17 protein-coding genes, 1 tRNA gene and 1 pseudogene are annotated in these 23,470 nt (G+C 56.7%); 4 read left to right on the top strand and 15 right to left on the bottom strand.

Annotated elements, in window-relative coordinates:
* Window positions 1-18 precede the first annotated feature (18 nt).
* From WCS52_17565 to WCS52_17535, 7 genes are all read right to left on the bottom strand, one after another.
* Window positions 19-5,097: a hypothetical protein gene (locus tag WCS52_17565; GenBank protein MEI6168992.1), complete on the bottom strand. Its 5,079-nt coding sequence runs from the start codon at window positions 5,095-5,097 to the stop codon at window positions 19-21.
* A 27-nt stretch (window positions 5,098-5,124) separates the two neighbouring features.
* Window positions 5,125-6,285 (bottom strand): Gfo/Idh/MocA family oxidoreductase, encoded by a 1,161-nt coding sequence (locus tag WCS52_17560; protein MEI6168991.1) that lies wholly within the window; start codon window positions 6,283-6,285, stop codon window positions 5,125-5,127.
* Window positions 6,286-6,397: 112 nt separating this feature from the next.
* A complete protein-coding gene (locus tag WCS52_17555; GenBank protein MEI6168990.1) occupies window positions 6,398-8,401 on the bottom strand; it encodes a hypothetical protein in 2,004 nt (667 codons plus the stop codon).
* A gap of 64 nt (window positions 8,402-8,465) precedes the next feature.
* Window positions 8,466-9,272, bottom strand: coding sequence for an alpha/beta fold hydrolase (locus WCS52_17550; GenBank protein ID MEI6168989.1), 807 nt, complete (start codon window positions 9,270-9,272; stop codon window positions 8,466-8,468).
* A gap of 24 nt (window positions 9,273-9,296) precedes the next feature.
* Window positions 9,297-9,500, bottom strand: coding sequence for a hypothetical protein (locus tag WCS52_17545; GenBank protein ID MEI6168988.1), 204 nt, complete (start codon window positions 9,498-9,500; stop codon window positions 9,297-9,299).
* Between the two features lie 83 nt (window positions 9,501-9,583).
* Window positions 9,584-10,285 (bottom strand): hypothetical protein, encoded by a 702-nt coding sequence (locus WCS52_17540; GenBank protein ID MEI6168987.1) that lies wholly within the window; start codon window positions 10,283-10,285, stop codon window positions 9,584-9,586.
* Between the two features lie 30 nt (window positions 10,286-10,315).
* Entirely contained in the window at window positions 10,316-11,623 is a 1,308-nt protein-coding gene (locus WCS52_17535) for a Gfo/Idh/MocA family oxidoreductase (GenBank protein MEI6168986.1), read from the bottom strand.
* A gap of 223 nt (window positions 11,624-11,846) precedes the next feature.
* On the opposite strand from WCS52_17535, the gene WCS52_17530 reads away from it, so the two are divergent.
* Entirely contained in the window at window positions 11,847-12,635 is a 789-nt protein-coding gene (locus WCS52_17530; GenBank protein MEI6168985.1) for an AraC family transcriptional regulator, read from the top strand.
* Window positions 12,636-13,349: 714 nt separating this feature from the next.
* Here WCS52_17530 and WCS52_17525 read toward each other — a convergent pair.
* The 4 genes and pseudogenes from WCS52_17525 to WCS52_17510 form a co-directional block, all read right to left on the bottom strand.
* Window positions 13,350-14,264, bottom strand: coding sequence for a hypothetical protein (locus WCS52_17525; GenBank protein ID MEI6168984.1), 915 nt, complete (start codon window positions 14,262-14,264; stop codon window positions 13,350-13,352).
* Window positions 14,261-14,578 carry a hypothetical protein gene (locus WCS52_17520; GenBank protein MEI6168983.1) on the bottom strand — a complete coding sequence of 106 codons (318 nt, stop codon included), beginning with the start codon at window positions 14,576-14,578 and terminating at the stop codon, window positions 14,261-14,263. Before WCS52_17520 ends, WCS52_17525 begins: the two co-directional genes overlap by 4 nt.
* A 598-nt stretch (window positions 14,579-15,176) precedes the next feature.
* Window positions 15,177-15,281 (bottom strand): annotated as a pseudogene (locus WCS52_17515) (nucleotidyl transferase AbiEii/AbiGii toxin family protein).
* An 18-nt stretch (window positions 15,282-15,299) separates the two neighbouring features.
* The gene (locus tag WCS52_17510) at window positions 15,300-15,881 is read right to left on the bottom strand and encodes a type IV toxin-antitoxin system AbiEi family antitoxin domain-containing protein (GenBank protein MEI6168982.1); all 582 of its coding nucleotides are present in this window, start codon (window positions 15,879-15,881) and stop codon (window positions 15,300-15,302) included.
* A gap of 676 nt (window positions 15,882-16,557) precedes the next feature.
* Here WCS52_17510 and WCS52_17505 point away from each other — a divergent pair.
* Window positions 16,558-17,199 carry a hypothetical protein gene (locus WCS52_17505; GenBank protein ID MEI6168981.1) on the top strand — a complete coding sequence of 214 codons (642 nt, stop codon included), beginning with the start codon at window positions 16,558-16,560 and terminating at the stop codon, window positions 17,197-17,199.
* Window positions 17,193-17,990 (top strand): hypothetical protein, encoded by a 798-nt coding sequence (locus tag WCS52_17500; GenBank protein MEI6168980.1) that lies wholly within the window; start codon window positions 17,193-17,195, stop codon window positions 17,988-17,990. The genes WCS52_17505 and WCS52_17500 overlap by 7 nt, the downstream gene beginning before the upstream one ends.
* Before the next feature lie 30 nt (window positions 17,991-18,020).
* On the opposite strand, the gene WCS52_17495 is transcribed toward WCS52_17500, so the two are convergent.
* The 4 genes from WCS52_17495 to WCS52_17480 form a co-directional block, all read right to left on the bottom strand.
* On the bottom strand, window positions 18,021-20,576 hold the full coding sequence (locus WCS52_17495) for a phage/plasmid primase, P4 family (GenBank protein ID MEI6168979.1): 2,556 nt from the start codon (window positions 20,574-20,576) through the stop codon (window positions 18,021-18,023).
* A 17-nt stretch (window positions 20,577-20,593) separates the two neighbouring features.
* On the bottom strand, window positions 20,594-20,866 hold the full coding sequence (locus WCS52_17490) for a hypothetical protein (protein ID MEI6168978.1): 273 nt from the start codon (window positions 20,864-20,866) through the stop codon (window positions 20,594-20,596).
* 141 nt (window positions 20,867-21,007) lie between these two features.
* Complete coding sequence (locus WCS52_17485; GenBank protein ID MEI6168977.1) at window positions 21,008-22,117, bottom strand: hypothetical protein; 1,110 nt, start codon at window positions 22,115-22,117, stop codon at window positions 21,008-21,010.
* A gap of 10 nt (window positions 22,118-22,127) precedes the next feature.
* Window positions 22,128-23,276: a tyrosine-type recombinase/integrase gene (locus tag WCS52_17480; GenBank protein ID MEI6168976.1), complete on the bottom strand. Its 1,149-nt coding sequence runs from the start codon at window positions 23,274-23,276 to the stop codon at window positions 22,128-22,130.
* Between the two features lie 51 nt (window positions 23,277-23,327).
* Here WCS52_17480 and WCS52_17475 point away from each other — a divergent pair.
* A tRNA-OTHER gene (locus WCS52_17475) sits at window positions 23,328-23,449 on the top strand.
* Window positions 23,450-23,470 lie beyond the last annotated feature (21 nt).

The raw sequence follows: 23,470 nt of genomic DNA, 5'->3' as shown, positions 1-23,470 counted from the left end.
CAATCTCCTTTATTGATCTCAACGAATCTTATAAATCGTCCCCTGCGGCCACAGGATATCCCCCCCGGCATAGACGACCCGACTCGAAGTCCCCCAGGACTCGTGATAATATTGTCCCAATATGAGCGTGTGCTCGTTCAAGCGAAGTTTGGCGTTATCATCCGTCAGGCAGAGATCGTTCATGGTCATATTGGTCGTCAACGCCACGTTAGCATAGTTAGTGACTATCAGTGTGACATACTTGAGGCTATTGATTTGACCGGCCGTGACGTTGGTGGACGCAGGAATCCAAGTGACCGTATTCGTGGTGTAAGTTGCCGCATCGCCATAGATGGTCACTACCCCCCGCCCGGTTCCCTGGCTCGCGGTCTGCCGATAGATCGTGCCGGCGGCGCCACGAGAGGTTCCCGCGCCAAACGCCTGCATGGACACAGAGCCGAACGAGTCGCTAGCAGTCAGAACAACCGCAATTCGACCGCCTCCGCCGCCGTAGTTGGCGGTCGTATTGGCCGACGCATCGATGACCCCGTTGCTGGTGAGTGTTCCAGTCGTCAGGGAAATGGAGCCACCGGCATTGCCCGAATAAGTGCCGGGCAACCCCTTGGCAAGAATGGACCCCGCCAACAGCGTCGTCCCGTTGACTTGAATCCAGGCCGAACCGCCGCCCACCCCAATGCCCCCACTGCCCAGATTGGTGGGTGCCAGGATGGATCCGTACGTTACCCAATATGCCCAAGGTGTCGAGAATTCAGCGGCCAGACCGCCGTGACTTGCACCCACACCATAGGAGTTGCCATCCCCGCGCCCCGGCCCGCTTCCTTGCCCGTAACCTTTTCCGGTCACATCGATGGTGCCACCGGCGGCCACCGTTAGATTGCCGTCAACCTGCAGAGCCAGGCGGTAGACTTCCGAGGTCCCATTGGGGGCATGCGAGATCGAGCCGTTCGTCGCCACCAGCACATTGCCGACCACGTGTACATTGGTCTGCCACCCGGCGTACATCTCCAGCATCGCGTTGCTCACCGTCAGGTTGCCGCCGAGATTCAGGTTCGTGTACAACCGCAGGGTATAGCTGGAGAGCGTCCAGTCGGTTGGAATACTCAACCCATTGGTCTGCGCCGTCGCCACGAAAGACTGCGCCGGCCCGTATGACACCAGGTTCGCGGGATTGCCCAGGTTCCAGACGGTATTCGTATTCAAACCCAGAACGCCTTGATTAGTGATGGTGATCATCGCAAAAGTATTCAAGTTGGAGTCTGAAGGCGTCATTAGAGTTTGAGCCAAACTGACCAACCCCCCATTGTCGATCAACAGTGTTCCCGCTCCTTCGGCTTGCGCGGAGGTTTGCCGGTAAATCGTGCCCGCCGCACCGTGATAGCGATAGAGGTCAGACGAGTAGTAGTTGTTATGGACTTGCCCCCCACCGGCATTCATGCGCACCGAACCGAAGGAGGTGGAGCCGGTCAGTTTCACCGCAATCCGTCCGCCGCCGCCGCCCTTCTGACCCGACCCAGTGCTGTTATACGGCACGGATACATCCAGCAGGCCATTCGTACTCCCCGCTAAAGTTCTCGCCTTGATCAGGATCGAACCGCCGGAGCCATCAGCCAAACTGGGTTGCGCCGCTTGGGCCGTAATCGTCCCCTCGATCGTCGCTGTGCCATCGACCGTCAGCCAGATAGCGCCGCCGCCAACAGTATAGGCCCCGCTGCCCAGATTGGTCGGGGCAACGATGGATCCGTAAGTATTGTTGACCGCCCCATTCCCCATGCCGCCGTGACTGGCCGCCGACAACCCATTGTAGTTGCCACTCCCACCCGCCCCCGGTCCTTGCCCCGCTCCATACCCCTTGCCCTGCACATTGATACTGGCATTGGATCCGAGCGTAAAGTTGCCGCCCACACTGGCCGCCAGCCGGTACGTCTCCGCAGCGGAGTTCGTCAGATGCGTCCACACGCCGCCCAGCACCGTGCAGTCCCCTGCGACCACAAGGGAGGGGAATGAACTCCCATAAGTGGTGGCGATGGTGACGGTTCCGGTGTAGTCCGACGTCTGGATCCATGCCGCCACGGTGTTCGTCAGGTCCCACGTTATGTTGGTGCCGGATGCCGAGTCGAATCGGACGAGATCGGTCGCATGGGTGGGCGTAGCGCCTTGCAGCCAGTTACCAGGGGTACTTGCTTTTTGGTCCGCCCCGGCGCCCGACCAGATATACTCATTGGACAGGGTTTGGAAACCGCTTGCCGATGACCACACCGCGCCGGCCCCATTCGACGCCACGCAGCGATAGGTGTAGTTGCTGCCGATGAGGAGACTGCCCAGATCTGCCGTGAAGAGGCCCGCCTGCGTCCCTTTCGACACCGTCGTCGTGGTCGAACTGCCGTTCACCCAGTACTCGAACCCTACGCTCGGTACTTCGCCACCCGTGTCCGTCACCTGTCCCCGCAGCGTGGCCGTGTGGCCGCCCACGGCCGTCGCACCGGGGTTGGCGACGGTCGGCAGGACAACGGTGAGAAACGATCCGTTCGTGACCGACCAAGCTTGACCGACGCTATTGGTGACGTAGCAGCGATAGACGTAGGTGCTGCCTCGGAGCAAACTGGTCAGATTGGTGCTGAACCCGGCGGACTTGCCGTATCCGCTCCCCATGTCGACCACACGGAGCCAATCGCCGGTGCTCAGGGTGCCTGCGTCCACGTAGGCCAGGCAAAAGTACGTGTGCGGATTCTCCGCTCCCCCGGTATTGATCACTTGCCCGTTCAGGGTCGCGAAGTTAGAGCCAACATTCGACGGCGGCAGTGCCTGTACGCCCAAAGCGCCGGGATACCACACGATCTGGCCCCCGTCGAAAACCACCCGATTCGACGCGCCCCACGAGGCGTGATACTCCGCGCCCAGGGTGAGCGTATACCCTTTCAACCGGAGTTTGGCATTGTCGTCCGTCAGGTACAAATCCCCCATGGTCAGGTTGGTCGTCACCGCCACGTTGGCATAGTTGGTGGCCGTCAGCGTGACATATTGCAGGCTGGTAATCTCGCCGGCCGCGGCATTGGTGGACGCGGGTATCCGAGTGACCGTGTTCGTGGTGTAAGTGGCCGCATCGCCATAGAGGGTTACCACCCCGCGCCCGGCCCCCTGACTGGCGGTCTGCCGATAGATCGTGCCAGCGGCACCCCGGTAGGTTCCCGAGCCAAACGCCCTCATGGTCACAGAATCGAAAGAGTCGCCGCCGGTCAGAACCACGGCAATCCGCCCGCCCCCACCGCCGTATTGAGTGGTCGCATTAGCCGACGCGTCAATGACTCCATTGCTCGCGAGGGTACCGGTTGTCAGGAAAATGGAACCTCCGGCGCTCCCCGCCATATTCGACAGGTAACCCTTTGCCAGAATGGAACCGGCCAACCGAGTCGCCCCATTGACCCGGATCTCGGCCGCGCCGCCCCCCCCCGCCCAAAGAATCCCGCTTGAAAGGCTTGCCCCGATGCCGCCGCTGCCCAGGTTGGTCGGTGCCGTAACAGAACCATAGGTCACCCAATAGGCCCAGGCGCTGGTCCATTCGGCGGCCAGGCCGCCATGGCTCGCCCCCGGTTTATTGTTGGAGTTGCTCCCGTCCCCCCGGCCCGGTCCCGCCGATTTCGTGTAACCTTTCCCGGTCACATCGATCGAGCCGCCCGCAGCCACTGTCAGATCTCCGTCAATCTGCAGGGCCAGGCGATACTGCTCATTGGTGTTATTGGCGGCATGCGAGATGGTGCCGTTCGTCGCCACCAGCAGGTTGCCGCCTACATGTAAATTGGTCCGCCAGCCGGCAAACAACTCCAAAGTGGCGTTGCTCACCGTCAGATTGCCTCCAATATTCAGGTTCGTGTACAACCGCAGGGTATAACCACCGGAGAGTGTCCAGTCGTTTGGGATCGACAACCCATTGGTCTGCGCCGCCGCCACAAACGAATTTGCAGGGCCATACGCGATCAGGTTCACAGGATTGCCAAGATTCCAAACCGTATTCGTGTTCAAACCCAGCATGCCTTTGTTCGTAATGATGATCGATGCGAAGGCATTCAAGTTCGTGTCTGCGGGCGTCATCAATGTTTGGGCCAGAGAGTTCAGACCCGCATTGTCGATCAACAACGTCCCCGTCCCCGCCGTCTGGGTGGAGGTTTGCAGGTAAATCGTTCCCGCCGCCCCAAAAATACCATCCCAAGTTTGACCGCCATTGGCTTTCAGCCGCACTGAACCAAATAAGGAGGATCCGGTCAAAATGACCGCAATACGTCCGCCTCCGCCACCCCGCTGGCTGCTGCTGTTTGAGTTGTACGGCACCGATACGTCAAGCAATCCGTTGGTGCTCCCTGTCAGGCTACTCGCTTCAATCAGGATCGAGCCCCCAGAACCGCCCGCCAGAACGCCTTGTGTCGCCTGAGCCGAAATGGTTCCATCAATGGTCGCCGCACTATTAACCGTCAACCAGACAGCCCCGCCACCTGCTACATTACCACCGCTACCCAGATTGATCGGCGAGACGATGGAACCATAGGTGTTACGGATCGCATCAGCCCCCATGCCCCCGTAGCTGGCCGCCGGTTCGCCGTTGCCACTATACGATGAACCCGCACCCGGTCCTTTTCCCGCCGCGTACCCCTTGCCCTGCACATTGATACTGGCATTGGAGCCCAGCGTGAAATTGCCATTCACGGTCACGCGTAGCCGATTCGTCTCCCCGCCCGTGTTCCCCAGATGCGTCCACATGCCGTTACTGATGACGCAGTCGCCCGTGATCGTGAAGTTGGTGAACCCGTTCGAACCGTACACCGTGAAGACCGTTACGGTCCCCGTGTAGTTTGTCTGAAGCCAGGAGGCCACCGAATAGGGCAGGCTGTTGGTGGGCGCGTCCCAGTTCATATTCTTACTGCTGCTCGTGCCATCGAGCACAATGGCGCTGCCAGTCGTGGGCACGCCGCCCGACCAGTTCGCCGCCTCGCTGGCATTGGAACTCGTTCCCCCACCGGTCCACGTGTTGGCAAAACTTACCCCTGCCGTGAACATCAAGGAGCACGCCAGCAACCTCGCCGCCCAACCCATTGTTTTAGTATTCATGTAACCCCCCTCCCCATCGCAATTCGCCTACAATTCTATCCCCGCCTGCCGCCACAGCGGCATCATATCCACCACCGTACCGGTCCGCAGCGCCTCATCGGCGCCAAACGCCGCAAACGCCGCTCGCAATCCCTCGTCCAGCGAAGCTGGCGGCGGCTTGCCATGCAGAATGGAATCCGCCAGACCCTGCCCCAACACCTCATCGCCACCGCCATGTCCGCCCGAGGCATCCGTGCGGCAATCCTCGCGCACCATGTTATACCCGAACCGCTCCACCTCGATCTGACCGGTAACCACATCCGACCGCAAGGTCCCTTCCGTTCCACACAGGACCATCCGCCTCTCGAAAATGGCTGTGGCGCAGTCGGTATGGAATGAAACGCGAACCCCATTGGCGAACTGAAAGATGGCCACCTGGTTATCCACAATATCCTTGTCGTCGCTGAACGGTGTCGTCAAACGACCCGCCTCGCTGGTCACGTCCCAGGTCGAGAAGGGAACCTTACCGCCCGGCGCCTGCCCCAGCCGCGCCACATGATACGCATTCTCAGGCTTGAAGAAATCACAGCCGCCAAACGACGCGACCTTGACCGGTACGGAGTCGGTCATCCAGTTCACCAGATCGAGGTCGTGACAACACTTTTCGAGCAAGTGGCTACCGGCCCATTCAGTCTTGCGCCGCCAATCGGAGTGAATGTAACCGCCATGGTCAAAATGAAGCGTCTCGTTGAACTCCAGGCTGCGGATCTTCCCAATTCGACCCGAGGAAATGATCTCTTTGATGCGATGGTAGTGCGGCGAGAACCGCAGGGTGAAACCAATGATGAACATCTTCTGCGACGCCCGCCAGGCGTCGCGCATGGCAATACAATCGGCCGCCGACAGTGCCAGTGGTTTTTCACAGAAGACATTCTTGCCTGCTTCAAGCGCCGCCACCGCCTGGCGCGCATGGAAACAATTCCAGGACCCGATCATCACCCAATCCAACGCAGGATCTCGAACCAGCTCGAGGTAATCCCCGTAGACCCGGGCATCGGGATTAAACGCCTCCTGTGCGGCCTTGATGGACTGCGGATTCGGATCAAAGAGCGCCACCACCTCCACCTGGTCGGTCGCCCGCGTCAGGTGTTTGACAACGTCGCGCAACCGTCCGCCACAACCGATCAACCCTATTCCGATCTTCCGCATAAACACAGGCCTCCCTTTATTTGAGATTACTTTAGACCTTTGTTTCACGAAAACAAATGGCCGTAGCGAGTGGATATTTATCCATATCGCCACTCACCGCATAGCGGATGGGTTATGATTCGTATCGGATTCGCATCACCAGGGGATTCATCATTCCCAGGGTGATTTCAACTGCGATCCGTCCCTCACTGCAGGTGAAATTCAGGGATTCCCAATGCTGATCATCCTTCAAAACCTCAACCCCCAGCGGCGGAACGGAACCGCCATTCAGGACAAGGGGGAAGATATCGTCGGGACCAAGGCCAACAATCAACGCAAATTGGTCCCTGCTGCGAGTATCCTGCCCATAAAGGCAATAGGTATCCACCCCGGCGTGGGCCACGCCCAGTAATCGCTCCCCACCAAGCCACGACATCACACAAAGCAACTGCTCTTTGCGGATATCATTCATGAAACCGACATGCACGGGAAAAGTACCCAGAGTGTGGGCATACACGGCCACACGGCCGCCTTGACGGTTCTCAAACACCGTCAAGGCGGGAGACACCCCTCGCCGCTCAGTGCTGTTGAACCAGGGCGAAGCCACGAACTCTGAGGCAATCCTGACTCCTTGACAAACCGGTGTAATGCGCTTCAAGTCACGGGCATTGAACCGCATTACCCATTCGGACTTTCCCGTCGAAGTCCCGTTCAGTTCACGATCACTCCCGAATTCTTCAGCGTCGCACCGCAAGTCCTCATCACCATCCTGCACATGTACCCCCATCAACTCATCGAACCCCATGCGGGAGAGATTGATGGCCGCCGCCCCATCCAGGAGCAACCCTCCTGAAAACAGTCCTTCGGTCTCTGTCCGCGTCAGGCCATAGACGGCGTCGCCATCCAACATCTTGACGGAGGCTACCGGATCATTGCAGGTGAAGGGAATTCCCAAGCGTCCACACACCGAACTACCCCAAAGGCCGACGACGACATTTTCCACGGCCGTTTGACTCCAGGGCTTATTGATGGGGGAAGGGCCCTTGTAAATCACGGTGGGGCCCAACCATGTCACGCTCTTGCCAATTTCCTTTACGACACCAAAATAACCCGCGCTCTTTCCCAGCATGTGCGAATACGCATCAACGTCCTTGCGGATCCATTCCATTACGCCCGGTATCCAGGTGTAGGGAACATCAACGCCAGCCGCCAGCAGCGTCGTCGTGATAAAACATCTCAAGCCTTTGACTGACGTTTCATGCCGGCTGTGAGGGAACGTATCTGCCTCGCACAGGAGTTCGATGCCAGCCCCCATTAAACTGCGCTGAATGGCGTTCTGGGTGACGGCATTGGAAAATCCGGATACGGAGGTGGCGCTGTAATAGCCCCCCGCCAACCTTGCCAGCGGAACGGTCCCACCGGCAAGCGCCCGGATGATGGGCTCACTGCGGAACATGTGCTTGCCATAACTGATGCACTTTCCACATCGTATGGTTGGATCAACGGCATCGATGGCTGACCGGATTCCTTGCATGAGCGACAAGAGACTTTCGTCACCCGCCTGTTGCCACGAAATCCTCGCCTTACGCCCGGACTCATCCTCCTGATGCATGATATGAAACAGTTCCTCACGGGTACAGGAATGCCCCGACAACCGGTTGAAAAGCTCAATATGACGAGGACACGCGCACGCCCACTTGGCGGGAGAATGATTGTCGAGCCGGACATCATCATCCACCAGAAAGAAGGATGGCCCGGCCTTGGCCAACTGGGTGACCATGCCATTGACATAGCCCAGAAAATCCGGATCCAACGGACAGAAGCAGGCGGGACAACCGGTGCCGTCATAACCGACGATACGCTGAAAGGGAGCCGGAGACAGTGGCTCCAACCGATCGCTATGGTTGACAAGGGTCTGGAAGAGAATACCCGACCGCACGCCAATTTCATCAAGCCGCACCTTGATACGTCTAAATTGGGCGGCATAATCCCCGAATTTCTGAAGCAATGGAAATCCCTGTGGATGGCACATGTACATGATGGCAACATCCGTTGTCCCGCTCGCCTGACACATCGCGACCAACTCATCAAGTATCGCCGGCTCACGCCATGGTGGCACCGCTACCGTCGTCATCATCTTCATTCCTGACATTCGCTCACGTCCTTTCACTCGGATGTACATTCCTTAGGTAACGGTATCATCAGCGTGCCACTTGATTGACATTATCGGTCCCAGGCAACACACCCACTGAACGATTTTCCGGGCGCCAGACCACTGATTTACCCTTTTGCTGGCGCGCTAACCATTTATAGGAGGCCGTATATTCACCCTCATGCCCACCCTCGAAAACCGTAATACGAACAGGTCCTGCAACACGGCGGAACAGTATGGCACGCCGGCGTTCAGAATCATTCTCCTTCTCTCCGAAAAGTTCCCGGGGAATTTGCTCGCGTTCGGTCATGAACACAATCTCACTCTCCTTGAGCAACTTATCCTCACACTTATTCGCCGCAGCCAGGGTGTTGAATGCCCGGAGTGAATGACTGATCGGGACGGAACCACCCTTGTGACCATCGTGGATTCCCACCCCAATATCGATGGGCAGCCCCTTGGCGGCTTCAAGGTGAAAGAGGGGAGATCGGGACTGGTACTCTTTATCCGGTCCACTCATTCCAGGAGCCCCGCCACAAGTTTGCTCAAGATATCTGGCATATTCATTGGTCCTGGCAAGGCTTTCAGTATGCCATTGGGCGAGATCGGTAATAGGTACCCAAGCCGCCACTGCCGCCCAAAGCGCCGGGACTTTCGCCGCCATCATTAACGCCATATGACCACCACCCGAGCCTCCCAGAAGATAAATCCGGGAGGGATCTACTCTGGCATGATTCCGCGCATACGCGACAGCATCCTGAACATCCTGGATAGCCAATTCCGAGGCACAAGCCTGCGGGGTCTTGTTAGGTCCGCGGAAGTCAGGGGCTATAAATGCCCATTTCCGCTGTTTCACCTCAGGCAGGATATCAACCCCCTGCTAGTAGGTACCATTCCAAGTGTGCAAAAACACCAACAGTGGCACTGACTCCCCTGGCTGGCCTTTCCCCGCCTCGGGAGGAACAAAACAAATGGCTTTTTGAAGCGCACCGTCTTTTGAACTCACCACGTTGACCGACAGATCTTTCATTGGCCGGACAGCTTCCGCTCCAGCTGATTTCGATTCAGATTCAACTGATTCCATAAGGGTGTATTTCCCACATAAATATCCACCTACATTTTGACGCTCTGCCTCCGTCAGGGTTCTCCCATAAACCAGGACTTCTGCTATTTGACCGCAAAGATTCCGTTCGACAGACCTCGGTTCATAGCCGATGGCGATGGGATTCTCCTTGGTTTTATCCTCACTGACCTTTCCCTGCACCGGCGAATTCGGGGTCCCGCAACTTTTTGTACCATACCGTTCCTCGATACCACCATGAAACCAGGACTTCGAGGGCTATAACGGCTAAAATTTCCGTAAGGAGACAACTTCGCCCCGGGTGTCCCCCCTCCCCAGCTATCGGATTTCATCCCATCGCGACCAATCCAAAACCCATCGGTAAATCCATGGTCGACCAATCGTTCATAATAGGTCGGTGATCCTTCGACAAGGAATACCACAAATACTGTAAAGTCCTTGAATGAGAACCGCTTGGATGAGGCCAATCCTTGACCACCAGAAAATGCAAGGGCGGGTTTTCCATTGGCAAAGTCCTTCCGGAATACAGGTCGTTTGCTTTCCGGCGCGCTAACATCGGCCTTGTTTCCTGATGCATCCGGCCATGTAGCCACCTCATCACCCTCGTTAGCGCCAGAAATGGCGTCCGCTTTCAGCCATAGTTCGAGTCCGTTGGTGACACTCAGGGACTGTGCATAGGCCGAGGAGGTGACACCCATCATCATCGCCAGTACCATTCCCATGGAGCCCGAGGGGCGAACCCCATACGACTTCATTCTATCGCACTCTTCAGTATTTATGAACGGCATACCTTTTCTATTGAATTAACTTTTTGAAAATCACTCGGGCATCGCTGGAAAATCAGGCATCGCAACATTCTTGATCAGGCTATCCAGACGTACCGGCTGCCCCGTAGCCATCGAGCGGTTGGCCGCAACCCCGGTCAGGATGGAATAAGCCCCCGCACGATAGTCCGCCGCGTGCATATATTTATCTTCTTTGATGCTGGCGGGATTGAAAATGTTCTCAAGCAACCGTTCATCACCCCCACCATGCAAGCCCTGGCCCTTCCAAGGCTCCACACTGTAATGCGGCTCGAAATGGGGGAAAATGGTGATCGTCTCGCCTGAACCGGGAACCTGCCCCGTTTTGCTGGCTACGGCTTCTTCCCAGGAATGTTCTAGACGTCCTTTGGTCCCGTTAATCGCAACGCGGAAGCCTTCCCAGGGAGTAAAGGCATTCAGACAGTAGGTCATCAGTACCCCATTCTGATAACGGACGACCAGATTCATCGAATCTTCAATGTCGATTTTGGGACTGAAAACACATTGGTCCCGGAAGTAGCCATCATATTTTTCATTAGCCTGATAGAGTTTGGCCAGAAACGGATGATCAGCAAACTTCATTTTGAACGGACACTTCTCCACTTCGACGCATTCGCTGCATCGCGTGCCACAGTTGTTCAGCCCATAGCGCTTGGCTTGCTCCGGCGTATAAAAGGCTCGACGCCCCTCGGCATAAACAGAAACCGGAATCGACGATAGCCACCAATTGATCACATCGAAGTGATGCGTCGACTTGTGAACCATCAAGCCTCCGGAATTAGCCTTGTTCCGGTGCCAGCGCCGGAAATAGTCAGCGCCGTGGCTCGTATCGAGGAGGTACTGGAAGTCCAACGAGAGAATACGGCCGATTACACCGGACATCAGCAGGTCTTTCACATGGGTACGGGCCGGAGCATAACGGTAGTTGAAGGTGACGATGCATTTCTTGCCAGTCCGGTGCTGGGTGTCAACAATCCGTTGGCACCGCTGCTCATCAATCGTCATCGGCTTTTCGGTAATGACATCGCAACCCAGCTCCATGGCGCGACAAATGTAGTTATCGTGTTCCCGGTCGATACAGGTGACGATGACGCAATCCGGCTTCATCTCCGCGATCATTTTTTCAAACTGTTCGGCGGGGTAGGTCTTCACTTGATACGTCACGGCGCCTTCGATTTCCTGCGAGCGCAGTTTCAGGCGTCCCTCGTTGACATCACATAACGCCACCAACTCACAACTCGCCGCGTACTTTCCTGTGATCGCCAGCGAGAACATCTCGCCACGCCCGCCCACCCCCACCTGTACAAACCGTCGTTTTGTCATGGCCAATTCCTTATTTGATCTATTGAAACCATCATGAATCTTTGTTATGAAGAAACAAATGGCTAAAACGACCAGAAGTTTATCTAAATCGCAACTGCCGCCTCCCGACGTATTACAACAGGCGACCCAACTCGTCTTCCCTGAGAACTTTTTTATAGGTCTTCCTGATAGTCGCATGCCCGCTCCCTGCAATATCCTCATTTTTTGCAGCAAGGAGTTTCCCGTGAGCCAGGTAAGCAACGTCCATCACCGGTACATGTTAATTCTCAACTTGAAGGTGGAGATCAAACTGATGCTGGACAGCATCCTGCTGGATTTGGAGCCGGGGCAGGCCTTGCTCGTTTTCCCCTTCCAGTCCCACCGCTATCTTGCCCATGGCGACACCTCCGCCGCTATGCTTTTCATTACCTTCGAAATGCCGGACACTGAATTACTGGCCGACTTTCACAATCATCCCGTGAATATTGCTCCGGATCTCTGGCCCCTGGTGACGAACCTGATGGAGGAATATAAGGCCGCTTACCCGGAGAAACCTGCCGACGCTGTCCCTGTGCTCCTCAGCATCTTGCTCTTGCGTCTGCTCCGACAGATCCAACAGCAACCCACCGTCCGTTGGGACTCACGTCAAGCACTCCCGGCTCATCGGCTTGTGCAGCGGGCCTGCCGGTTCATCGAAACCCATCGCGCCGATCCTGAATTGTCAGTCACGGGGGTAGCGAAGAAGATTTTCACATCAACCAGTTATCTCCGGACCTGCTTCCAGAAGGTACTGGGACTTAAGGTCGTGTCCTATATCCGCAGGGCGAGGGTTTTTGCCGCGTGCGCCCTACTGAGCCGAACGGATCAGAATATCACCAACATTGCCGAAGCCTGCGGCTTCAGTTCAATCTATGCCTTCAGCCGGGCCTTCATGCAGGAGATCGGGCAATCCCCCACCCACTACCGCACCCACCTCTGGAAGGATCGCAACAAGGCAAGCCCACCTGTGAACCGGCGCAAGCGTAAGCGTTGATTCCGTCCGCTGGTGCTCCGCAATTGCCTCTGTAATGACCACCGTTTGGGAACACGCCTGACGAGATCCTTTTGCGAGACGATAGCTTATTGCTACTTAATTTAGCCACAACCTAGCCCACCCCAGCCACCCTTGGGCCTGGTTGGAGCAGATCAACTTGTGCAGGTTTCCGCCATTGCCGTGAACCCGCAATTGGCATCGGTTCTCTCCGGCCTTGACGCCTTCAAGTTCCCACCGCCAGGGTGCCCAGGCACGTCGACCTGGTTTTCGCCCGTTAAGATACAAATGTGCCTGGAGTGTTGCCCAGCGGAAGTGAAATCATATCCCCGGCCACGATGACTGGCAGTTTGTTCTGGGCTCCAGCCAAAGACAGCAGCAAAGGGAATATCACGGCGATTACAAGAAGGCCCGCCCCTGTGTGTGCGGGGTTCCTTATCCACCGCCATCGAGCCCTGTCCCTACATATTGGATCGGCGTTCCATCTCCAGCAAGGCGAGGAATTCCTCAGGCGATATGACGGTGGGAAACCAGGGACAGACACCTGCCTCGTAAATCGTTGGCTATCAATATCTCTTTTCCGACCTGGCATGTATCAGCCGGATGCTAAGCGGCCTCCACTTCAATGCTCATCAAACAGCCTGAAGTCAGCGTTTCGCCCCCCCCACACAGGCCTCGATTTCCATGAACATATCCGAAGGAACGAGATTCGCGGGATCATTCGGCCACGCCAAGCATACGCCTGACAACCTGACGGCGGTATGATTCACGTTCAGCGTACTCCTGCATCCAGCTTAAAATGTCGATGATCGCCGCGTCCCGGGCAACCTGAATCCATGTATCCGCCAGGGCCCTGGCCGACTCGGCAGTGGCCGGCATGATCTCTTTATCGATTCTTAACCAATTCCCATCCCTTCCCCGGACCGTCAGCTTCTCGTTGTGCTGGGATATTAAGTCGTCAATCGCCGTTATGTGGCTATTCAATTCCTCCTCAATTTCCCGGGAGAGTATGCCGTGCCCCTCAAAATATGACTCAGTCAGGATTCCAACAGCCGCCTTGTGGCAGATCAGGTCAAAAGGCAGCAACAAGACGGTCTCAGCGCCCAAACCAGCTATAAACGGATAAGTTGTCGCTTCGGCATCAGCATGGCATGCCTCCAGTTCGTCAAGAACGGCGCGCTGTGACTCCCCCGCCCCACCATGACCTCTTTGGCCGACGATCCATTCATAAGCCTTTTCAGCGGCCTCAGTAAAGGCGTCCTGCAGGCTTATTCCCTGCAGGGCAAGCTGATACATCGCAAATTCAGCTTTAGCTTTGTCGTTCCGGGTCCCGATGGCCATATTAACGGTGAATACCAGATGTTTCAGCATGGCATACTCACTACTCAGCCGCTTGACCTCAATCTTTTGTTCGCGTAGCTGCTTCTTTTCGGGAAACCTGGCTTCTCCCTGCTTAATAAGCATCCGTTGAGCTTTTTGGCAAAACAGTACCCCTCCCTTGATGTCAGCCCGGGAAAAATCGGCCAGCGAAGGATATTTCCTGATTCCATCGACAAACCGGATAGCCCACTCCTTCGGGGTCAGTTGCGCTTCTATGGTTTCAATACGTTTCTCGCTCGTTGCAATGCTCATGATGCCTCCATTATGGTTAAGTTTGATGGGGTGCGGTGCCCTTTGACCGCCGCCTCTAATTCAGCCAGTCGGCTTTCGACTTCGCCTTGTTCAAGCGCCTTCAGGATGACGTTGGCAAGATATCCGACTGCATTGGCAATGCGGGGGTCAACTTCTCCATGCCGAACCTCATCAGGGATCAGGGACAGGCACCTGCCGCGTAAGTCGTTGGCTATCAATATCTCTTTTCCGCCATGGCATGTATCAGCCGGATGCTGGGAGGTAGATGGGAATACCCGGGAAGAGGAAATACCTGCCAGAACGGCACCAGTCACGGCGCCGATTCAGCAAATCGCGGGTAACAATCGCCTTCTGCCGATCAGTAATTTGCTGCTGGGCCGGAGGGTGGTGGACTGAACGATCTTTGAAGTCTCGCTGGCGAAATTGATTTTAAAGGTAATCTGCCTGGAGAAATCCTACATTTTCCATGTGCTCAGGTGAATGAAAAGTGATTATTCTTTTCTCTCTCAGAAAGGATGCGGCTTGCAGGAGACTGGTTTCAAACGAATCAAAATTCTCGTATACAATCCACCCCTGCGTGATTCCTGCCTTCTTCACCATATACCGCAGTTGGCCGCAAATAACGGCAACCCACCCTCTGGCGCCATTGCTCAGGTCGTCAATCCCGGCAGGGATATGCTCATGTCACCCCGCGCACGTCCGGCCCGCGAGATCCCGAGGGCTCAATCTCAACGCTCATGCCCTTCTCATTGAAAAAAGCCATGATCGTCGTTTCGATATGTTTATAATGTTTGGGCATAGTCAGCCACTAAGTTTCGGAACTTCTTTGGTCAAGCTTTGAAATGCGCTCGCAATTCATCTGATTGCTGATCAAATTTCTTGCGATTTGATTGCTTAACCCGTCTTTCCCAAGTTCTGGAGTTTCCAGCGCAAGGCTGGCAGGTCGGCCAGATGGGGGCACTGCATCAGGCTCCAATCGGGTTCGGCCAGCACAAGGCTGAGAAGAAATTGCCGGTGGCGAGGTTCATGTTTTGTTCATGGTACCTTGAGTATGAGGGTTTGCCCATCAGGGAGTTGCTTGACCCAGCGGCTGCTGCCAAGCCGGTTGGAAACCGCATCACGGGCCTGTTCGGCCCATGGCAGGCCGAGTTCATTTGACCATTGGATGCAAAGCCGCAGCGTCTTGATCTGGCGGCAACCCCGTAGGAGCGCGATTATGATTTCGGGCCTTAGAAATGAGGTCATTTCCATAATACTCCGAGCCTCTTCGATTTCCTGCCGGAGGCCCACCTCACTCAGCAGTTCGAGTAACCCGCGTTCTGGCTCCGACACGGCCACACCGCCTGGCGATTCGGGGAGTGAGCTCAAAGCAAGCCCAGGCTCCAAGGTGGCATCAAAGAGGCCGCGACTCGTGTATCGGCAGGCTAATCTTTCGGCAAACCACGGCGGAAGGCGCACGTTTCTGGGTCCCCACAAAGAGAGTGTTTCCCGGAACGCGACGTTATGCGCTAGGCCTCGCCAAGCCAAGGCTGTTTTTCCTCCGATATGGAGGCCAGGGATACGCCGTGCAAGAACGCCCAAACTGGGGTCGCGCTGTAGCTGATCTCCTGCGAACATGAATACACCCCTGCCCAGCCGTTCCAACCAGCCGGATTGGACATAGCGATAGGCCAATGCGGGATACACCCCCACTGAAGTCAGATCGCGGACGTCGATCGGCCTCCCTCGAGGGAAGGAGGACTGAAGTCGCTTGATTATGTTTGTGCGTACAGGTGAACTCATAATTTATCTATAGCAGAAATTAAAACGTCATCAAAGAGTATTTACGTCAGAATGGTGGCTTTCCAAGGATAACCAGATTCATTCATCCTGCCACATGTAAACAATCATTGATACGATAAAGTTGCTTGCTTTATCGTTTGAAATTGATTTACATACCCCCGTGAACCTTGAAGCAGAGTATAGACGGTACATAGAGGAAGCAACCGGCACCGCCCCCCTCATCGAAGAAGTCCAGAGCGAGATATCCGGAAGGCTACCGCTCTATTTGCGCAGCTATTACCGACTGGCGAAGACTCAGCTTTTCGGTCGCCAGTCCCTGCTGGCCATCCAAAATCCCGACACAGACACCGCCACGCCGTCGGAATACGCGCGGCATCACAATACACTCCGGTCCAGTTTAGACAACGAGGTGGTGCTGGTACTGCAACAGGTTTCTTCCTACGGTCGACAGCAACTCGTCCGTCTGGGAATACCCTTCGTGGTTCCGCATCGCCAGGCATTCCTTCCGCCCATGATGGTTGACTTGCACGAACGCTTCCCGCGGACGACAAGCCAGCCTGTCAGCCGACTGGCGGCCGCCGCACAGGTGGTTCTGCTCCGGCATCTTCTAGGCAGACACGTCGAGGGAGTCTCACTTCGCGAACTGGCAGGTGAACTGGGCTACTCGGCAATGACCCTGAGCACCGTACGGATCGAACTGGAATCCTTGGAGCTCTGCAAGTCGATCCAGCAAGGCCGCAGCACTCACATGGAGTTTCCGGCACCCATGCGCGAGCTTTGGGGGCGCGCCGAGTCACACCTGCTGAGTCCGGTAAAAGCGCGCCATTGGGTTCGTTTCATTCGCAAGGACGAGCGGAATCTCCACGCGGGCCTGACCGCCTTGGCATCATCTTCCATGGTTTCCGATGATGAACTTCCCACCTACGCCATGAAGAGCTCCGACTATCGGGCCCAGTTGGAGCGAGGAGACATAGTCAGATGCCTCGGTCCTGAAGACGCCCAAGCGCGCGTGGAGTGCTGGGCCTACGATCCCCGACTGTTGTCGGACGAACCCACCGTTGACCGATTGTCTCTGTATCTGAGCCTGCGCGGCACACACGACGAACGTATCGAGAAAGCATTGACCGCCCTTCTGGAGGGCATGCCATGGTAAAGGGCCTCCAGAGATTTCGGGAATACTTCAGCGATCATCCGGACACTTTCGTGGTGATCGGTGGAGTGGCGTGCGACGAGTGGTTGGGACTGCAGGGGCTTCCCTTCCGCCCTACCAAGGACGTGGACATGGTCCTCATCATCGAGGCGCTGACGCCAGCCTTCGTGTCCCGCTTCTGGGAGTTCGTTCGTGCCGGGAAGTACGACAACCGCCACCGGTCGACCGGCAAACGGACTTACTACCGCTTCAGCAAACCGACAGAGCCGGACTTCCCGGCCATCGTCGAGATCTTCAGTCGGCAGCCGGAGGGCCTAGACTTGGCGGCCGGTCAGGAAATCGTGCCTATTGCCATCGCCGACGAACTCTCCAGCCTCTCCGCCATCTTGATGGATGACGACTACTACCGGCTGATCCTCGACTGCAGGATCATGTCCGGCGACCTCCCGATCGTCACCGCCGCGGCGCTCATCCCGCTCAAGGCGCGCGCCTGGCTTGACCTGACGCAGCGGCGCGAGGCTGGCCAGCAAGTGGATGACAAGGACATCCGAAAGCATCGCCGCGATGTATTCCGCCTGGCCGCCGCGTTGCCCGCCAACACCGGTCCCGTGATCGCGGAGTCCGTGCGCGCCGATCTCCAGCGGTTCGTCACCGCGTTTGCTCTCGAATCGCAAGAATGGCCGGATCTGCTCAAGTCATTGAAGGCGGATCTTGGTGCAGCCATGCCGCGTCCGCAGGATCTTTTGGCCGCTCTGGAGTCATATTTCTCTCTGACCCGCACAGGATCAGGCTGAAAATACGGTCACGAAGCACGATAATAACCATCAGAATGGCACCAGTTCAGGCTGGTCTGGCTCAAAGGAATCCACGACATATTTGCCATCCCGGATAACGACGTGGGCGTAGCCGCGCTGGTTCTTGTCATTCCGCCGGATGTCGGTCCGTTTGTGGGCGTGATGGAGCGATACCATGTGATCACAAACCAGTATTTCGAACTGGCGAACTGAAACGGGCTGCCAGCCCTGGGAATCGCAGAAAAGGTTGTAGTCGGTGAGAAGTTCTGACACGGTCACATCACCGGACGGGTCTTGTGTAACGCATTTGGAAACGAAGTGGCGAACACTGTCAGACTCGCAAAGTAGTCCGTCAACGCGGTGCTTCTGGGTCTCGGTCAGTTGGATACGCCCGTGTACACGGAGTTCCTCGATCAAGTTCATGGCACCCTCGATACACCAATTGAGGATACCAGGGCCTTCAGTCCGGACTAACTCGCGGGCAAAGTTCGGTATCGGCTTGGCCGTTGGGGGCTGGGTGAAGTCAACGATGAGCATGCGCCGACGCCAGGCCTCGGTGTCAGAGTCCAGCCGGACGTGGAGCCGGGTGTTGGTGGTGATAATGACGGCGAAGTCCCCGATGACCTCAAACCGGTGTTTGACGTTTTTCTGTTCAGCACTGAGCCGATCTCCGCCGGTCAGGGGTTTGAGTACATGGGCCGCCCGGTTATCCAGGAAATTGCCGGGAACGTCTTTGCCGCAGAGGAGTGTCTTGCCCAGAAATCCGGCAATCTCGAACCGCTCGGAAAGCAGTTGGACTCGGAGTTGTGCCACGTTGTGGGGGCCGATGATGGTCTCGAGGATCTCCACAAGAGTCGATTTCCCGCCCCCGGCAGTTCCGCGGATGACGAGGAACCGCTGGGCAGGATTGCCGCCCAGGAGACAGAGCCCGGCGTAGCGCTGCAGCAGGCTGATGTCCTCTTCCGGCAAGGCTGGCCGGAGCAGGTCGTCAAGGAAGCGGGGACATGTTGCGTCCGGGTCGTAACAGATTTCCGACCGGTTCCGGGAGTAATAGTCGGGGCTGAACTCGTGGAGCGCAGGTGGATCCTCATCCAGGTGGATGACGCCATTGCCGACATGGATGACGGATTGCCGACGCAGGAAAGCGTCCGCCTCCTCCGCCATACCCCTGAGAAACCGCAGAATCTGGCTCATGAATGACTCCGAGCGTTTGCGCAGCAACTCGGCTGCACCATAGGAATTGAGCAGAACCTGAAGGCTATCTCCCATTTCCACCACGACACGGCTCTCGGTCTTGGGTTTCCATAATCCGGTGGGGTCGTCATAGCAGTAGAACATGGCCAGCGTTGGCTCAAAGAGAATGAGATTGTCGCGCTTGTGGCGGGCCGCAACGAACATCTGATTGATTTCCGTGGGTTTGTCGTTGCCGTCCAGCAGGATTGGAGGGCCACATTGCGCCACGAGTTCCTCGTCTCCACCGGCCGCCGTCACGGTCTGGATTTCCCGTCTGACCGGTTTATCGGTCTTGGGTTCGTATTTTTCGCGCAGAGCCTTCCAGTTGTTCCCCTGGCAACTGTCGTGCTGGCAGCGGAAGCCGAGAACCCCGCTGGCACGCATGGTTATGACGGCGGAGCGGTCATCGTGGGCGGGCTCGAACGGGCAGACGCGCAGAACCCATTTCAGGCCATCGGCGTAAGGTGTGGCCGGCCCAGGCTCGCAATGGGACAAGTGCTGGTCAATGAACTCCTCCATCCGGGCTTTGTCCCAACTGACTTTACCCTTTTTCATCGGATCTTGGGCGCGGGGCGGTTTGGGCTCCTCTTCGACGACATCACCACCAGTTATGGCGTCAAGAAGCCCTTCGGGAATGGGATCAATCTGATCCGGAACATGGAGCAGGCGTGACATGCGGTGTGGACGGCCCAAGTCAGGGCAGTTGTCGCCTTTCATGGCCTTGGTTCCATAGAGTTTCACGATGCGGGAAGGGTTGAATACGGCAGTGTCAACCTTCACCGCGGTATCAGAGAAGCGCAGATCGAGCGCCTTGAGGCATCGCTTGACCCGTTCGTCATCATTCGGCAAGTCAATGCGATAGAGTTGATGGTAGCCGTTGCCCGAATCGGCCACGATGGGCGACGGCCAGCCAGCAGCCTGCAATGCCCGGTAAACGTCCTGGCACCGGGCATGGGCTTGGGCCTTCTCCTCGTCGCTGGCGGAGATCTCAGCAGGACGGACCGGGTCGAAATCCACGAGGAGCCACCGGCGGGACAGGATGTGCTTGTCGGGGGTCGTGCTATCTGTTTTCGCTTCTGTGAAACGGTTGTGACTCCGTGCGAGGAGCGCGGGGTCAATGGGGTTAAGGGTAATGTAGATACCCTTAGCGGCATCCAGGCGCAAGGCGATGAGAGACTCCACCACGCGGCCGGGATCGTCAAAGTATCCGAATATGGTCTTCGGTTGATAGTTCCGGCCCGACCTGTATGGGATCAGTATCCGGATTTCAAACGCCTGTTGCGGTGCTACCATGACAGCCAGCGCGCGCTTGATCTCGGCGGGATCCAGAAGTGGTGATGGTACTGCGTTCATAAACCGCCCTGTGTTTTTTACGTTTCAGTCCCGCCGGTGGCGAAACGGTCCAGATAGGTCATGATGGAGGGCAACCAGACAAGCCGGGTGCCGCGAAGCGCGCCGGGCCGCTTCAGGTTGGCCGTCCGGATCCGGCTCGCCTTGATGAGCTCGTAGTAGGCGGCGCGGCTCAGGCCCGTGTGCGGGCAGCGGCCGCGGGTGGGGAGACGGATCCACTTGGCGGGGTATGTCTCATCGCCTCCAGCCGTGGAGTCCGCTGGCGCTTCGGTTAGAATCATGTTTCGTGTCATTGTTGTGCCCTTTTAATTTCCGCAAAGCTTCATTGCTTTGCATGGGGGACACTCTGACACGTTGCCGGACTAAAATGCCACACGCCGCACTCTACATATGGGGTGGCCCTCAAGAGGGTATCCCCTCAAGAGGGGGTACCCTCAAGAGGGGTGGGGGTCTTGAGGGGTGGGCCGGGAGAGGCTTCGTAACGCGCTTTTCCCGCGCCGGCGGAGATCGTCCAGTTTCTCGTGAGGCTTGTTACCATTCAGCAGGGCATACACTCGCGTCCCGTCGAGGGTCGCAAAACGGAGTGTGATTTCTGGCCGGACAGCCTTGTTCCACCATTCGTCCGCCGTGGCCTTTGTCAGCGGCGGCAATTTGTCATAATGCAGGGTTGCAGGGCGGCAATGTTGGAATGAGACGAGGTACTCGTCCTCAGTCATGGCGTCAATGCGGCTCGCGAAAGCGTTATCGCCCTTCGAAGGGTGCTTCTTGGATCGCTGCTCGGCGTAAACCTTACGAGAATGGGTGTACAACTCGCGCCCTGACCGCAAGTGTTCCTGAATCCACCCGATGAGCTCGACCACTTCGGCTACCAAGTGAGTGATCGGTGAATCGAGTTTGTGTGTCGAAGCGCCCTCCATATGGCAAAGGCAGTCCTCCGACAGATGAAGGGTCTCGGCCACCGTCTGAAAGTCATGAGTGAAAGTTGCCGGCCGTGCCCGGAGTGAGGGCAGGAAGAGGGATCGGCGAGCATACCGCTCCAGTACGGGGGCCGTCTTTTTGTCGAAAGCAAGGTCATGAACTAACTCCGTTAGGAATTTTGCGTCCCCCCATGCCGACGCAACGAAGTCGGGGTGACCGGCATGTGCGAAACTGGCAACCAACCGAGTCAAATACGATATGCGAGAACAAAGACACTGGGCCGCCTCATCGGTGGAATGGTCTTGGGTGCCGTCCACACTCTTCAGCCTGTAGTGAAGTGCCCCTTTGTCAATTAAGGCAGAGAAAAGCTCGAGCGCATCGTCCAGTTGAGCCTGGGCGGTCTGCGATGCCTTCCAGGGGTCCTCGGCGATCATGGTGGCATGTTCCGCCTTCCGTTGATCCCGTCGTTCCCTCCAAGCGTCCACAGTGGTTTTGGGGGGTTGGGGTGGCTGATCGGATTTCGCCAGCGTAGCTGAGGGTTTCCGGGATGAATTCGGCGCCCGCTTGGTGGCACGCGTGGGTTTCTGTTTGCGAATCTTCTTCATTTTGGTGGGCATCTTTTTCATGGCATTCCCCTTATTTCTCTTTACTGGTCAGGTTTGGCAGGGCGTCGACGGCTCGTCGCAGGGTGGCGCGATCAATTTTCGTGTAATGCCGGGCTATGGCCGCCGATTCGTGACCCAGCAAGGCCATGGCCACAACATCCGTCACTCCGTGATTCCGCAAGGCGCTTGCCGCCGTATGGCGCAACGAATGGAATGAGAGTTCATTCAACGCCCGCTTGGCTTCGCGTCCCTTCTTCTGCTTTCCGTGGGTGCGTTTCGGCATAAGACCGGCATCGACCATGATGTTGTAGAACCGATTGCTCAAGGTCCCTGTGCGATTCCCTTCGTATGCCGTTGGGAACAAAGGTGCCTGGGGATCATCACTCGAAGGCAGAGCCATTATGTATTCGACCAGCGGGCCAGCCAGTGGGACGTGCATCGGCCTTTTTGTTTTCTGGGCGGTGTAGTGAAGATCGCTAGAGGCAAGATCCACATTGGCCCATGTCAGGCCGGCGATATCCGAAAGGCGGGCGCCGACGTAGTAGCCAAAAAGGATCATGCCTCGCCATTCAGTATCCGCGACAGCGAGAATGAGCTTCAATTCGTCCATCGTAAATGGGCGACGCGTGCCTCGTGCTCCCTTTATGGGGGTAATCTTTGAGAACAGGTCATCATCCAGCAATCCGTCCTTCCGCGCCTGCCGCCATGCACCCCCCAGGATCTTCAGCACTTTGTTCACGCTGGCGGCCGCCATACGCCTCGCCATGGCGTCCCGAAAGGACGACACATCCCTCAAGGCAATTGTTTCAATGGGGCGGTTTGCCTTGGCGCCCAGGTGGTCAAGAAGGGCATTCCCGGCACTCCGATACTGGACAAGGGAGGATTCCTCAACTTCCAGCTCTTTCTTGGCAAGCCAGTGTTCCATGAATTCTTTGACCGTGCTCGCGGACATCGTTTCCTTGTTGGCTCTGGCGAATATGTCCGCCAAGACCTTGCGAGCGCGTTCCTGGGTCAACCGGCCTTCCCTGCCGGTTTTCGCTGCCTCTGCCCATTCGAGGCAGCGGCGCATGGCCTCCTTCTTGTTGTCGGTTCCGGTAGACTTCAAGGTGCGGAGTCCATCGCTGTTGTAAAAAGCGGCGTACCAATACGGACGGCCATCCCTTCGGTGTATGCTTGGCATCAGATATTCTTTCTGTATATAGTCAGCACCCAGACATTCCCCTCTATCTATGGATAACGTAATGGATAACGTTTAGGGATGTCAACGACATCTTAGATGTCTAAATATTGAGCAAAAGTGTATATTTTGAGGGCGGACTGGTACCGAGGGTTCAAATCCCTCCCTCTCCGCCATTAACTTATATTTCGGCACTC

This window comes from bacterium (assembly GCA_037128595.1).
Taxonomy (GTDB): Bacteria; Verrucomicrobiota; Kiritimatiellia; order CAIKKV01; family CAITUY01; genus JAABPW01.
This window is presented reverse-complemented; position numbering and strand designations above follow the sequence as displayed.

Coding starts and splice junctions, on each gene's coding strand:
- WCS52_17565 (MEI6168992.1), bottom strand. CDS start 5,097: ATGAATACTAAAACAATGGGTTGGGCGGCGAGGTTGCTGGCGTGCTCC.
- WCS52_17485 (MEI6168977.1), bottom strand. CDS start 22,117: ATGAAAAAGATGCCCACCAAAATGAAGAAGATTCGCAAACAGAAACCC.
- WCS52_17510 (MEI6168982.1), bottom strand. CDS start 15,881: ATGTTCGCAGGAGATCAGCTACAGCGCGACCCCAGTTTGGGCGTTCTT.
- WCS52_17540 (MEI6168987.1), bottom strand. CDS start 10,285: ATGCCGTTCATAAATACTGAAGAGTGCGATAGAATGAAGTCGTATGGG.
- WCS52_17525 (MEI6168984.1), bottom strand. CDS start 14,264: ATGAGCATTGCAACGAGCGAGAAACGTATTGAAACCATAGAAGCGCAA.
- WCS52_17505 (MEI6168981.1), top strand. CDS start 16,558: ATGATGGTTGACTTGCACGAACGCTTCCCGCGGACGACAAGCCAGCCT.
- WCS52_17535 (MEI6168986.1), bottom strand. CDS start 11,623: ATGACAAAACGACGGTTTGTACAGGTGGGGGTGGGCGGGCGTGGCGAG.
- WCS52_17495 (MEI6168979.1), bottom strand. CDS start 20,576: ATGAACGCAGTACCATCACCACTTCTGGATCCCGCCGAGATCAAGCGC.
- WCS52_17490 (MEI6168978.1), bottom strand. CDS start 20,866: ATGACACGAAACATGATTCTAACCGAAGCGCCAGCGGACTCCACGGCT.
- WCS52_17560 (MEI6168991.1), bottom strand. CDS start 6,285: ATGCGGAAGATCGGAATAGGGTTGATCGGTTGTGGCGGACGGTTGCGC.
- WCS52_17555 (MEI6168990.1), bottom strand. CDS start 8,401: ATGATGACGACGGTAGCGGTGCCACCATGGCGTGAGCCGGCGATACTT.
- WCS52_17500 (MEI6168980.1), top strand. CDS start 17,193: ATGGTAAAGGGCCTCCAGAGATTTCGGGAATACTTCAGCGATCATCCG.
- WCS52_17545 (MEI6168988.1), bottom strand. CDS start 9,500: ATGGAATCAGTTGAATCTGAATCGAAATCAGCTGGAGCGGAAGCTGTC.
- WCS52_17480 (MEI6168976.1), bottom strand. CDS start 23,276: ATGCCAAGCATACACCGAAGGGATGGCCGTCCGTATTGGTACGCCGCT.